Raw genomic sequence first — 13185 nt, 5'->3', positions numbered from 1 at the left:
ACCGGGCAAAGGGCCTCAGTCGGCGGCAAACACGGACACGCGCCGTGCCTGCGCGGAACCCCGTGTCGAGAGCGGCAGGACACCGGCACCGGTCGCCTCGATGTGCACCGCCTGGATGCCCCCCGACTCGACAAGGCAGGCGGCCACTGCTTGCGCGCGCTGGTGCGACAGGGCGGCGTTGCGCGCGGGCGTTCCCGTCGCATCCGCGTATCCGATCACTCGCAACGGCGTCGCCGGCCCCTTGAGCCCGGCGTGCGCGAGGCGCGCAAGGAGCCCTTGGCATGCTTCCCGGCCGGCGAGCCGCCACTGGCCCGTTGCGAAGCTGGCTTCCGAAAGCAGGCGCCATTTCACCACCGGCGGCGTGGGCGGCGGAGGCTGCGGGGATGGTTTCATCTCATCCAGCTTGCGCACGAGGCGCCCCTCGAGCGCATCGAGGTCCTTTTTCCAGGGTGCAGCGGCGTCGGGCGGCGCTGTCGGGGGCTGCCCCGCCCCCGAGCGCTCGTCCGCCTGGGCGAGCTTCGTGGCGGGTACGTTCTGCGCCCTGGCGGCTTCGGTGAAAGGGGTGGCGCCGCCCTGTGGCGCCTGGGGCAGGCTGCGATACAAGGCGTTCAGCACCGAGACCTTGTCGGCAAGCCGGTCCAGGTACTGGTCGTAAGTGATCGCACCGGTCCAGTAATCGGTGCAAGCGCCGTACGACTCCCGAATGGATGACCGGGTAAGCTCGCTGAACGCGACGGGCGTCACCGTTCGCCGCCCGAACAGCTGCACGCTTGCCGGCAGGGGCAGCGCCAGCATCGCCGTGCAGGCGCTCCCGAGCGAATCGCGCAGGTCCCCGCAAAAGCTCTCGGCCACGGGATCGCTGTGCGCCGCGGGTGTGCAGCGGTTCCAGTCCGAGTACGCGGATGAGGCGGCGATGGCCAGCGGGAGAATGACTTCCAGCGCGGAGGACAAGGTGACCCCCGGCGCGTCAGCTGCAGCCCTGGATGGCCGTTGCCGCCGGCTTGACCTTCGCGGCGTCCTGCGACTCCTGGATGCGCGTGGCGCCTGCGTTGTACACGGCGGAAACGAGTTCGCTGACCATGTCCCGGTCGGAGGAATGTCCCATCGCGTAGCGGCCCACCGCCTGCCGCACGCCGTTGAGCGCGGGCCGGATCGCCACCGAAATCTCGGAGGGGCACAGCACCAGCTTTCCACTCGAGCCGTCGAACTTGACGAACTCGAACTTCGCGGCTGGTCCGAACTGGAAACCCGCATCGACCGATACGACGGTGAGGAAGTCCTGGCGCGGAATGGCGGCGTTGAACAGCTCGAAGCTCATGGGGGTGCCCTTGCTCGGCTGCCAGCCTTTGATCCTGGCGAGGTGCTCGTTCTCGGCGTTGCGCAGCGCGGTGATGTCGGCCGCGTACGTTGCGGGGACCACCGGCTTCCACGCGTCGAACGCCAGGCTGGTCTCCTTCGCCCACGCACTGAGCTTGTCGCTGGGGAACGAAGGCATGGTGTAACTCAGCATGCACAGGTCCTGCTGCACCAGCGTCTGGAAGACGGCCCGCTCGCCCACGGCACCGATCTTGCTGGTGTCGACGACTTGCTGGGGCGTCGTCTGGCCGTTCACCTTCATCGTGGCGCTCAGCTTCAAGCGCCCCTGGTTGAGGTTGACGACCGAACAGAGGTTCTTCGCCTGGTCAACTACTTGCTGTTGGTCCTTGGGCAGCGAGCCGCAGCCCGAGAGCACGCCCGCCATGATGATGATCGGCCACTTCATTGCAGTCCCCGTCTCCTTGAGTCTGGCGCCAGTACGCCAGAGAACGGGCCGACCTGCACGGCGCCCCCTGTCAGGACTGACAGGGGATCTCCTCCGGTTGCAGGATGCGGAAGCTCACCCCGGCTTCCTCGCCATCCCAAACACCACACACCCGGCCCCCGCAATCAGCGCCAGCACCGTGAACCCCACCTGGTAATGCCCATGCGCGTCCCTGAACGCCCCCGCCACCAGCGGCCCGGCCACTTGCCCCACCGCAATGAGGAACGCCGACACCCCCATGATCATCCCGATCGCCTGCACGCCGAAGTAATCCGCGCGAATGGCCTGCATGAACGGCCCGCGCAATCCCCACGCGGCGCCATGCAGCACCGCGAAGGCGGCCAGCATCACTGGATGCGTCGCATACGCGAGCATCAAGAGCCCCGCCGCATGCGCCACCATGCACGCCGCGGCGACCTTGCGCTTCTCCCACTTGTCGCCGACCGCCGCACCCAGCAACAGCCCACCCACCTGCGAAATGGTCAGCAGCGTGAACACCAGCGAAGCCTGCGCCACCGAATAGCCCAGCCCCTCCTTGATGTGCGATATCGCATGCACGTTGACCGCGCTGACCACCAGCAGCGCCATGCCATGCCCCGCACCCAGCAGCCAGAAGGCGGGCGTGCGCAGCGCTTCAGCGGCCGTGAACTGGCGTTGCGGACCGGCCGCATCCCCCGCATCGGCATTCAATGGCACGGGTGCATCGGCCGGCATGCCGTCTTCGGTCTCGCCGATCTCCGATGGGTACCTGCGGAACATGCGTGCCAACGGCAAGCCCACGACGATGGAAATCACACCGGAGCCGAACGCCGTGGCGCGCCAGCCGAACGCGCCGATCGACGCAGCCACCACCGGCACCGCCAGCCCGCCCAGCGCCAGCCCCAACCCCATCGTCGACAACGCCCTCGCCCGCTTGCGCCGGAACCAGTGCACCAGCGTCACGCTCAGCGGAAAGTACCCCGAGAAACTGCTGCCGATGGCGATGATCAGGATGGCCGTGTAAAAGCCGCCGATTGTGTCGATCTGGCTGAGCGCCATGAAGCCCAGCCCGAATGCGACGATGCCCAGCTGCATCATCGCGCGCCCGCCGAAGCGGTCCATGATCCAGCCGAGTGCCGGGCCGAGCAGCGCGCCTTCGATGGACTGCAGCGCGGCGCCGCCCGACAGCGCCGTCTTGCTCCAGCCCATCTCGTCCGACAGCACGGCCACGTACGCGCCGAACGCCTGCAGCAGCAGCCCCGCATGGAGGAACTGGATGATGGCGCCCGCGGCCACGAGGCGCCAGCCGTAGAAGACTTTCAAACTGCTTGTCCTTGTTATCGCTCCGCGATGTAGTGCTGCATCGTCACGCCCTCGCCCGCCTGCAGGAACTCGCGCACGCGCGCCTCGAGCTCCTGGTCGGCGAGCGTGGCCCGCGCGCGCTGGTGCAGGTAGTCGGCCCAGCTCGCGACGATGAAGCGCTCCACATAGCGCGACGGGTCGCCGATGTCGCGGTACACGCGCCACAGTGTGGCGCCGTCGCGGCGGCGCGAATCGCGCAGCTGCGTGACGGCGTGCAGGAACTCCTCGGCCTCGCCGTCGCGGATGCGGTAGATCACCTCCACCGACACCGGCCCGTCGTCGGGGCGCGGGACGTCCTTCACGTAGACCTCTTCCCACGCGGCGCCGGGCGTCACCTCCTGCACGTCGCCGATGCGCAAGGGGAAGTAGCGCGCAAGCGTGATGCCGGCCACCATCGCGAGCGCAGCGAGAGTCAAGGTTGCTGGCAAGCCCGCCACGCCCGAGATCGCGCCCCAGAAGGCCGAACCGATGGCGAACGAGCCCAGCGCGCTGACCGTGTGCAGCGCCGCTGCGCGCGAACGCACCCACGGCGGCGCGCTCGACTGCGTGGCCGTGTTGAAGGTGGCCATCACGCTCATCCACGCCGCGCCGCCCACGGCCAACGTGACATAAACGACCAGGTGCACCTGAACGTACGCCGCCACGAGCATGGCGACCGCGAAGAGCACGCAGCCCGTCGTGACGAGACGCTCGAGCCCCATGCGCGCGCGCACCTTGCCGAGCACGAGACCTGCAGCGACGGCACCGGTGCCCAGGCACCCCATGAGGAAGCCGAAGCCGGTGGCGCCCATCTTGAGCTGCTGCGCCGCGATCGCCGGCAGCAAGCCCCACAGCGCCGCGCCGGTGCCCGCGTACGCGATCGTTCGCAGAAGTTGCGCCAGGATCAGCGGCGAGTAGCGCGCGTAGCGCAGCGCGGCGAGCGTGCCGCCCCACAACCGCTCCGCCGGCAACTTGGACTTCACGTGGGCCTTCGGCGGATGCCGCCGCACCGCGTACATCAGCGCGAACACGGTCAGCACCGTGCACGCGAACACCCAGCCTGCGCCCATCGCGGCAAACACGAAGCCCGCGATGGAAGGCCCGAGCGCCCGTGCGCTGTTCCATGCGATCGACGTGGCCGTGATCGCCTGCGGCATCTCCTCTCGTGGCACGGCGTCGGCCACCGAGGTGTTCCACGCCGGCGACAACAGCGCCGTGCAGCAGCCCGCCGCGAACGTGAAGACCAGCAGCGTCGCGGGCCCCGCCCAACCGATCATCGCCAGCAGGGAAAGCAAAAGGACGATGCCCGCCTGCACCGCAAGCGCCGTGGTGATGAGCCGGCCGCGGTCCGTCGTGTCGGCCATCACGCCCGCCGGCAGCGCCAGCAGGAACATCGGCAGGAACACGGCCGTCTGCACCAGCGCCGCGAGGAAGGAGGAGCCGGTGCGCTCCACCATCAGCCACGACGCGGCCATGGACTGCATGGCGTTGCCGGTGAAGTAAAGCGCGCTGCCGGTCCACAGCCCGCGGAAGGCGGGGCGGCGCAGCGGGGACCAGATGGAGTGGGCGGCGGTGTCGGCGGTCATGCGGCGGTGCGGCTCATTATGAGCGGCGGCCCGCCTTTACAACGTTCGTGTAGCCCTCGCGCAGCACCTTGGTGGGGTGCGACGCCGTCACGTGCCCCATGAAAGGCGGGTGGATGTTGTAGCCGAGCAGGCTTTGCAGGCGCGGCGACATCGTGGCCGCGATCTCCGGCGGCACGCCGAGGAAGAAGTTCTCCTGCGTGCGCGCCCACGGCTCGCAGTACTGGTTGCTGAAGGCCAGGCGCGGCGCGTTGCTGCGGTTGGCGCCGCCGCGGTGCATGAGCGTGCCGTGGAAGACGATGCAAGAGCCGGCCGGCATCACCACGGGCACGAGCTGCTCCTCCAGCGTCCTGGGCGCCGGTGCGTCGTGGTGGTGGCCGTCGTAGCCGCCCTTCGCCTGCGCGTCGCTCCACTTGTGGCTGCCGGGGATGATCTCGGTGCCGCCGTTCTCCGCGGTGAAGTCGTCCACGGCCACGATGGTGCTGATGCTGATGGAGGGCCGCGGCCGCGGGATGGGGTAGAACGAGTCGTCGTAGTGGATCGGCTGCGGTGTCTCGCCCGGGTAGATGCAGATGGCCTGGCTGGCGGTGAGCAGGTAGCCGGGTTGCAGCAGCTGGTCGAGCAGGCTCGTCACGCGCTCGTCTTCGGCGACCTCCTCGAAGACCTTGCCGCGTGCGACAAGGGTGTACACACGCTCGGTCTTGAAGCCTTCGAAGTTGTTGCGGCCGGTGTGCGTGCTCAGGTGCGGGGCGAGGCCTTCGCGCACGCGTGCGAGGGTCTGTGGGCTGAGGAAGTCGCGGATGATGGTGTAGCCGTGCGTTTCGAGGGCGTCGAGGTGGGCGGCGGTGGAATGCATGGGCTGCATTTAGGCCGAAAGCGGCGGGGGTTGTCAAAGGCTGCCTACAAGCATGAGCCGCACGGATGCCTATCGTGAACGGGACCATGGGTCTCGACCGCCCCCGAATCCGCGCCCTCTGCTTCGACGTCGACGGCACCATCTCGGACACCGACGACCACCTGGTCGCGCAGCTCGCCGCCGCCATCGACAAAGTGCCCCACGTGAGCGGCCGCCGCGCGGAGCGGCTGGCGCGGCAGACCGTGATGGCGCTCGAGACCCCGGTGCACGGCGCCTATGCCCTGCTCGACCAACTTGGCCTGGACGCACCCATCGCGCGGCTGCGTGCACGCACGCGGCACGTGAAGCGCCAGCAGCAGGACCCGGGCCACACGCGCAACCCCGAGGCGGCCGACGAGGTGCCGCACGACATGGTGCCCGGCGTGCAGGAGATGCTGCGCAAGCTGGGCGAGCACTACCCCATGTGCACCATCACCACGGGCGGTGCGCCGCGCGTGGAGCGGTTCCTGGAGCACTATGGCGTGCGTGATCTGTTCACCGCGGTAGTGGGCGCGCAGACGACGCGCCGCATGAAGCCGCATCCCGAGCCGCTGCTGTTTGCGGCCAAGGCGATGGGTGTTGCGCCGGGCGAGTGCCTGATGATCGGCGACACGACGGTCGATATCCGCACCGGCAAAGCTGCCGGCGCGCAGACCGTCGGCGTGCTTTGCGGGTTCGGCACCGAGGCGGAATTGCGGCGCCACGGCGCGGACCTGATCCTGCGCACGACGTCGGACTTGCTGGCGGTCTTGCTGCCTGAGGAGGACGTGCTTAAGAAGACCGCCAGTCCGGGCTGAATACCCTACGCGTGCTGCACCGCGTTCAACGCTTCCTTGCGCACCTGGATCTCTTCCCCCAGCTGCATCAGGTTCATCCCCTGCGCCTTGCGCGCCTTCGGGAACATCTTCTCGCGCTCGTCGTTCACGTGGTGGAGGATGGCGTCCTCCAGGTCGAGCATCAGCTTGGCGTCGGTGGGCGTGGCCTGGATCTTCGCGATCATCTCGCGCGCTTCGTCGTGCTCCTTCTGCGAGTCCTGCAGCACTTCCTGGTCGTTCACCGCGCGCTTGAACGCGGGGTAGAAGATCTCCTCTTCCACCTGCATGTGCACGAGCAGTTCGTGGCAGATCCTGCTGGCCAGCGGGCGGCGCTCGTTGTCCGTGTGCGCGGCCTTGTACTGCTGGAACATCCGCATCACTTCGTTGTGGTCGTGGTCGAGGAGGTCGGTGGCGTCTTGTTGTTGAGGCATGTGTTGTTCTCCGTGAGGTTCGGTCAACAACAGTCTGCGGCGGCCCTCTTGCTGCCGCTGTCGGAGAACCGCGACGGATTGGATGGGAAGGTGCGGCTCAGCTTCTCAGGGAGGAGCGTGAAGGTGTGCGTGCTCGAAATGGGGAGTGTTGTGTCCGGCACGAAAGAGACTCAAGTCTGAGCTTGCGGACGAGCTACCGAACTTAGAGTCGCCCTCGGTCCAGCGAGGGAGGCTCACCATGGCATCACGCCACGAACGCGCGCGCACGCGCGTGCTTGTTGTTCTAGTTGAACTGCTTGTGTTTGCATTGCTGTGGGCCGCGGCCCCAGCCGTGTATGCCGACGGCTATGTCCCGGCGAAATTCGTCGAGTGCCCGGGGCGTGGTTACCAGCTCGGGCAGTTCATCCAAACCGCCGCGTGCACCGAAGTGCAGACCTGCACCAAGGCGGGTGGCAACGGCACCATCTTCGCCGGCGGCCTGAACGGCAGCGGCAACCACTACTGCGTCAACAGCGCGGGCACCGGCTTGCTGCAGATGCCGTGGGTCAGCTACGGGTGGCCCGGGCCGCCGCAGTGCCCCGCGAACTCCACGATGGAGGTCGACCCACTGACGCGTTCGAAGGCGACATGCCGCTGCGCCGAGGGCTTCGACGCGGTGGGCGACCAGTGCGAGCCGCGCACACCCATCCTCATCGAGCTGATCGGCCGCAGCCGCACCAAGGCGCTGCCCGCAGGCCCCGCGCTGCCCATCGTTGCACGCGTCACGCGCGACGGCCAACCGTACCTGCGCGCGGGTAACGAGATCGACATCCGGCTCAATGGCAAGCAGGTGGCAGCGGACTGGGGGCCGGAGCTTCGCTTCACCTACGTGCCGGGCAATGTGCGCGCCGAGGACACGCTCACGGCCGTGTGCACCTTCTGCAGCAATACCGCGGTGAAGTTGGTGGTCGTCGAGCCGTGCGAGATCTGCGAGAGCGTGGGCAACCCGATCCGCGGCAACGGCGAGAAGGTGCAGGCCGAGACGGACTTCACCGACGCTTCGCCGCACGGGCTGGACTTCGTGCGGCACTACGGCAGCCAGCGGAGTTACCAGGACGGGCTGGGCACACGCTGGTCGCACAACTGGGCCGCCACTCTGGTCATTGCGGGCGATGAGGCTCGCGTGGTGCTGGGTACGGGTGAGACGGTGCTCTTTACGCGCAGCGCGTCCAACCAACCCTGGGCCGCGGACAACCAGCGCGACCAGCTCGCGCCCACCGCAAACGGCGCGGTCCTGATTCGCCAGCACGACGAGAGCCGCTGGGAGTTCGACGCCAGCGGGCGGCTGCAGTCCATCACCGCGCGCAACGGCTGGCGCTACGTCATGACGCGCGATGCCGCGGGGCAGCTCACGCGCGTCACCAATGCCTTCCAGCGCAGCCTGGGCTTCGAGTACGCGAATGGTCGGCTGGTACGGGTGACGTTACCGGACGGGCAGGTGGTGAGCATCACGCACGCGGGTGAGTTGAGCAGCGCAACCGGTCCGGGCGCCTGCACGCGCCAGTATCACTACGAGAACACCGGGTTCCCGAGCGCCCTCACGGGCATCAGCGACGAGCGCGGCGTGCGCGTCGCCACCTTCACCTTCGACAGCGCGGGGCGAGCCACCGGCACCGAGCATGCGGGCGGCGCCGACAAGTTCAGCCTCGCTTACCAGCAGCCAGCGCGCGCCGCAACCATCACACGAGAGCCGGTGGACTCCGGCCTCTTCGTCGCAGTCGCCGACATCAAGGACCCTGCCGACGGCGTGCAGCGGCGCACGTGGGTTGGGGGCGACGGCCAGGTGCGCATGGTGGGCAGCAGCAGCCCGGCGGGCGGCATCGGCTACGCGAGCCGTTCGGCCGAGGCCCTGCCGCTGCTCGAAACCGACTTCATGGGCGTGCAGACGGCGTACACATGGGACACGGCGCGGCAGCTCAAGACGTCGATCACCGAAGCGGCGAACACACCACAGGCACGCGCGACGCAGATCCAATGGCACCCTGCCTTCCGCCTGCCGGTGCTGGTGACGCAGCCAGGCCGCACCACGGCCTACGAGTACGACGCGCTGGGCAACAAGCTTGCGGAGACGATCACGGACACGGCGACAGGCGAGGCCCGTACGTGGCGTTGGGAGTACGGCCCCAACAACCTGCCGACGAGCATGACGGGCCCGCGCGGTGGTGTCTGGCGGTACGGCCATGACGCGGCGGGCAACCGCACCAGCGTCACGGACCCGCTGGGCGCCACAACGCGATTTACCTTCGACGGCGCGGGGCGCGTGCTCTCGCAGGTGGAGCCGAACGGGCTGACGACGGTCAACACGTTCGACGCGCGCGGCCACCTCCTCACGCAAACGCGTGCGGGCGAGACCAGCCGCTACACGTACACCGCTTCGGGGCAGCTCGCGAGCGCAGAGCTGCCGACCGGCCTGGCGGTTTCGTATTCGTACGATGCCGCAGGCCGGCTGGTGGGTGCGGCGGACAACCGCGGCGCCATCATCACCTACACGTTGAGCCCGGGCGGCCACCGCATCCGCGAAGAGGTGAAGGATGCGGCGGGCAATATCGCGCTGGTTACTGGCCGCGCGATCGACACGCTCAACCGCGTTGCCGCCATCCAAGGCGCAAGCGGCGCGAGCACGCAGCTTTCGTACGACAGCAACGGCGAGTTGGTCGCAGAAACCGACCCGCTGAACCAAACCACACGCCACACCCTCGACCCGCTGCGACGCACCGTCGCCACCACCTTCGTCGACAACGCGAGCGTCGGGCAGGCGTGGACGCCACTGGACCAGCTGACGGAGGTCACGGACCCCAAGCAGGTGAAGACCACGTACGGCGTCAATGCATTCGGCGAGACGGCGCGCGAGAGCTCGCCGGATATCGGCACCCTCACCTTGAAGCGCGACGCCAACGGAGACGTCATCGAGACCACGGACGCAAAGGGCCAGGTGACCCGCATCACGCGCGATACGTTGGGCCGGCCGGTTTCGATCCGGTACCACGCGGGCAGCACGACGACCTTCACGTACGACAGCGCGGGGTACGTCGCGAAGATCGAGGACAGCTCCGGCACCACGACCTTCACGCGCGACCTGGAAGGGCGCGTGCTCACCAAGACGGTCGTGGTCAACGACAACCCCTCCAACCCGACCCGCTTCACCATCACGTATGGGTACACGCGCGGGCAGCTCACGAGCATGACCTATGCGTCGGGGCTCAAGGTGTTCTACCGCCGCAGCGTCGGGCAGATCACGGGCATCGACGTGCTGGAGCCGGGGAAAAACAAGTCCACCATTGCGTTCGTCAGCAACCTCGTTCATACGCCGCTCGGCCAGCCCAGGAGCTGGACGTGGAGCAACGGCGACAGCGCGAGCCGAACCTTCGATGCGGACGGGCGCATGGTGTCGAACGAGTTCGCGCGCTACACGTACGACACGGCGGGCCACATGACGGGGATCGTGCAGGACCTGTGGGCGACGCGTACCGTCTTGAGTGGCACGACGACCACGACGGAGCTGTACAAGGCGCCGATCGCCTGGAGAGCGGGGTACGACAACCGCAACCGGCTTGCGTCCTTCGAGCGCGATGGGGCGAAGAGCGTCTACACGTATGACGCGAACTCGAACCGGCTCACGTCCGTCGAAACGCAAGGCAGCGATGTTGACCTGGAGGGAACGTTCGACCAGCCGAACCTCGCGCAAGCCGCCAACCAGTCGTTGAAGATCGACCCGGCGAGCAACCGCCTGCTTGGTTTCTCCCAGACGCTGACACGCACGCAGAACGGGCAGCCGATTTCGACGACGAGCAGCACCGTCAACTACGCGATCGACGAGAACGGCGCAATCACCAGCGATGGTTTGCGGACCTTCGAGTACGACGACATGAACCGCCTTGCGAAGGTCAAGATCGTGAAGGACGGCGAGGCGGCGAGCGTGCGGTACCTGCACAACGCGCTGGGGGCGCGCGTGTTCAAGAGCGAGCCGGAGACGGAGCAGACGCTGCCGAACGAAGCGGAGCTGGGCAACAGCTTCACGAACTGGCTTCGAAAGAATTTCGGGTGGCTCTTCGCGCAAGGCAAGAGCAAAGCGAGCCTTGGGCAGGCCTTCCTCTACGGCGACGGCGAGATTCCCACGTGGGCGATGCTCGGTGAGTACGACAACGGGTCTGCCAGCGGCAAAGGACCGAGCGAGTACCTGTGGCTGCCGACAGCGGACGGCCTGGCCGTCCCGATCGGGACGTACCGCGCGGGCAAGCTGTACGCGGTCCATAGCGATCACATCGGTACGCCGCGGTTCATCACCGATTCGGCAAAGCTGCCTGTTTGGCAGATGCCTTACTCGGCTTTCCTCACGAATGAGCCAAGTGGCGTTCTGAGAACGTTGACGATGAATGAGGGCCAACAGAGACTTGCCTGGGCAAAGCCTGCAATCGAAGTGAACGTCTCAGGGCTCGGCCGCTATCGCGACAAGGAGTCTGGACTGACCGACAACTTGCAGCGCACTCTGTTGGGAGACGGGCACCGGTATACACAGCCAGATCCGATCGGCAAGGCGGGAGGAATCAACGAGTTCATCTATGTGAATGCAAATCCGCTCGCAAACGTGGATCCGGATGGAAGGGCTGCTCAAGCACTACCAATCCTCGTGCCCGCCCTCCTCGTTGGCTGTGCGCTGTCCTCGGGTTGCCGGGACTTGTTCAAGCCGGCTCAGATGAGCACTGGCAAGCCACCCGGCGCTCAGGCGGCGAACGATCCCACTTACGACAATGTGCGTCCAATCTGCCGACCAAACGAGGACGATCCTTGCAAGAGGCTCCAGAAGTGGCAGCTCGAGGCGCGTCGCATGATGGTCATCAAGCTCGCAACCGGGTTGGCGCCGCGCCACGAAATTCAGGAGTTCAACGAGAACATCTTGATTCACAACCGCAAGTGCCCGCACTATCCGGTTGAGCCCATACTATTGCCGGTGAAATGAGGACGATGTGAAAAACCTTCCTCTTCTGAGGCTCGCGAGAGAACACCACGCCCCCGAAACCGACCAGGTTTTGGCGCAGCTGTTCTCTGGTGTCTTCGGCGCTCCTGACCATGAGGCGCGCACTCTCGATCTACTTCGGCGCGGCGCTTGCGATGGTGTTGCCAGTGCTATGTGGTTGCTGGGTGAAACGCTCCTCGACGACGGGAAGGAGGAAGTCACTGCCGAAGGCGTTGAATGGCTCGAGCGCGCTGCGAAAATGGGCGTCGGGATGGCCGCCATGAGGCTCGCAATTTTCTATGGCCAAGACTCCCTGCAGCATTTCGACGAGGCACGGCAGCTGCATTGGACTTTCCGGGCGGCGGAAATGGGGGTCCCGCTTGCGGCGTATCAGATCGGCCTCGCCTTCGAGGACGGCGAGATCGGCGACATTGTCGACTACAGTTCAGCCGTTCACTGGTATGAGGTCGCCGCCGGGTACGGCTACCCGCTCGCGCTCCAGAGATTGGCATACGCATTCAGGGACGGCGAGTTGGGGCTCGTTCCTGATCGTGCCCGCGCCGACGAACTCGAACGCCGGGCAGCCGAATTCTCGAAGCTGAGGCAACGCGCCGAGCTGGAAGACTGGCTGCTGTTGGCGAAGGCAGGAGACCGGGATACGCAAAAGTGGCTCTCGCTGGCGTATCGGGAAGGATTCGGCGGTCTCGCTGCTGATCTCGAGCAGGCCAAGTATTGGGAAGAGAGGGCGGACTCCACTGGGTAACGAGCGCAAGCTGCGCACCTAACGCGCTCGTCGCCAAAGGGCGTCGGGCCAGCCGCTTCTGCAGCACCACCTTGAGCACCTTGCGCCTCAGGTCGCTGTGCCCGCCCTCTTAGTGGGCGGCGCAGCAGCCCAGTAATCTGTCAGTCACACCGGTCCAAGAGGAACTGCCTGTGCCAGCGATCAGTTCGATCGAGATGCACGATGCTCTGGTAAAGAGCATGCGTGTCGACCACAAATCGAACACGATAGTCATCGAGTTCGATGCGTACCAGCATCCGGACGACCGCACACGTCGTGCGCTGTCGGTCACGTTCAAGGGAGTCGAGTCCATCTCTCATATCGCGGACCTCAAGCGCATGCAAGAACACGCCTTCGCCGGGAACGTGAATTCATGGTCACCCAGTCCAAAGGCTGGCACGACATACATTTACTTGACCGACGGCTGCATCGCAATAGCGGCGTGTCAACGCCGACTTAATCCTGACCCACCTTCCCATCGGGCCGCCGAAGTAAATCTGACCCACCCGGGCCTCTTCGGTTAAGTCTTCATTCGGTAGTAGCGGGCTGTGGTGATGTGGTCGAAG

General features: G+C 66.6%; 9 protein-coding genes. 3 read left to right on the top strand and 6 right to left on the bottom strand.

Features of this window, described 5'->3' with window-relative positions:
- Positions 1-15 precede the first annotated feature (15 nt).
- From H8R02_RS06845 to H8R02_RS06825, 5 genes are all read right to left on the bottom strand, one after another.
- A complete protein-coding gene (locus H8R02_RS06845; RefSeq protein ID WP_187080641.1) occupies positions 16-951 on the bottom strand; it encodes an OmpA family protein in 936 nt (311 codons plus the stop codon).
- Positions 952-967: 16 nt separating this feature from the next.
- Entirely contained in the window at positions 968-1762 is a 795-nt protein-coding gene (locus tag H8R02_RS06840; protein WP_187080640.1) for a hypothetical protein, read from the bottom strand.
- A 114-nt stretch (positions 1763-1876) separates the two neighbouring features.
- Positions 1877-3103 (bottom strand): MFS transporter, encoded by a 1227-nt coding sequence (locus H8R02_RS06835; RefSeq protein ID WP_187080639.1) that lies wholly within the window; start codon positions 3101-3103, stop codon positions 1877-1879.
- A gap of 14 nt (positions 3104-3117) precedes the next feature.
- Positions 3118-4707, bottom strand: a complete 1590-nt coding sequence (locus H8R02_RS06830; protein ID WP_187080638.1) for an MFS transporter — start codon at positions 4705-4707, stop codon at positions 3118-3120.
- 16 nt (positions 4708-4723) lie between these two features.
- Positions 4724-5560: a phytanoyl-CoA dioxygenase family protein gene (locus tag H8R02_RS06825; RefSeq protein ID WP_187080637.1), complete on the bottom strand. Its 837-nt coding sequence runs from the start codon at positions 5558-5560 to the stop codon at positions 4724-4726.
- A gap of 65 nt (positions 5561-5625) precedes the next feature.
- On the opposite strand from H8R02_RS06825, the gene H8R02_RS06820 reads away from it, so the two are divergent.
- Positions 5626-6396 (top strand): HAD family hydrolase, encoded by a 771-nt coding sequence (locus H8R02_RS06820; protein WP_187080636.1) that lies wholly within the window; start codon positions 5626-5628, stop codon positions 6394-6396.
- A gap of 5 nt (positions 6397-6401) precedes the next feature.
- Here H8R02_RS06820 and H8R02_RS06815 read toward each other — a convergent pair whose 3' ends face one another.
- The gene (locus tag H8R02_RS06815; RefSeq protein WP_187080635.1) at positions 6402-6845 is read right to left on the bottom strand and encodes a hemerythrin domain-containing protein; all 444 of its coding nucleotides are present in this window, start codon (positions 6843-6845) and stop codon (positions 6402-6404) included.
- 238 nt (positions 6846-7083) lie between these two features.
- Here H8R02_RS06815 and H8R02_RS06810 point away from each other — a divergent pair, with 238 nt between their 5' ends.
- A complete protein-coding gene (locus H8R02_RS06810) occupies positions 7084-11841 on the top strand; it encodes an RHS repeat-associated core domain-containing protein (protein WP_187080634.1) in 4758 nt (1585 codons plus the stop codon).
- Between the two features lie 7 nt (positions 11842-11848).
- Complete coding sequence (locus H8R02_RS06805; RefSeq protein ID WP_187080633.1) at positions 11849-12601, top strand: tetratricopeptide repeat protein; 753 nt, start codon at positions 11849-11851, stop codon at positions 12599-12601.
- Positions 12602-13185: the final 584 nt, after the last annotated feature.

It is taken from the genome of Ramlibacter albus (assembly GCF_014297445.1).
Classification (GTDB): Bacteria; Pseudomonadota; Gammaproteobacteria; order Burkholderiales; family Burkholderiaceae_C; genus Ramlibacter; species Ramlibacter albus.
The sequence above is the reverse complement of the archived record's forward strand: the minus strand, read 5'-3'. Positions and strand labels throughout refer to the sequence as shown.

Excerpts from the sequence above, each read along its gene's own strand:
- H8R02_RS06840 (WP_187080640.1), bottom strand. The coding sequence starts at position 1,762 with ATGAAGTGGCCGATCATCATCATGGCGGGCGTGCTCTCGGGCTGCGGC.
- H8R02_RS06830 (WP_187080638.1), bottom strand. The coding sequence starts at position 4,707 with ATGACCGCCGACACCGCCGCCCACTCCATCTGGTCCCCGCTGCGCCGC.
- H8R02_RS06825 (WP_187080637.1), bottom strand. The coding sequence starts at position 5,560 with ATGCATTCCACCGCCGCCCACCTCGACGCCCTCGAAACGCACGGCTAC.
- H8R02_RS06820 (WP_187080636.1), top strand. The coding sequence starts at position 5,626 with ATGCCTATCGTGAACGGGACCATGGGTCTCGACCGCCCCCGAATCCGC.
- H8R02_RS06815 (WP_187080635.1), bottom strand. The coding sequence starts at position 6,845 with ATGCCTCAACAACAAGACGCCACCGACCTCCTCGACCACGACCACAAC.
- H8R02_RS06810 (WP_187080634.1), top strand. The coding sequence starts at position 7,084 with ATGGCATCACGCCACGAACGCGCGCGCACGCGCGTGCTTGTTGTTCTA.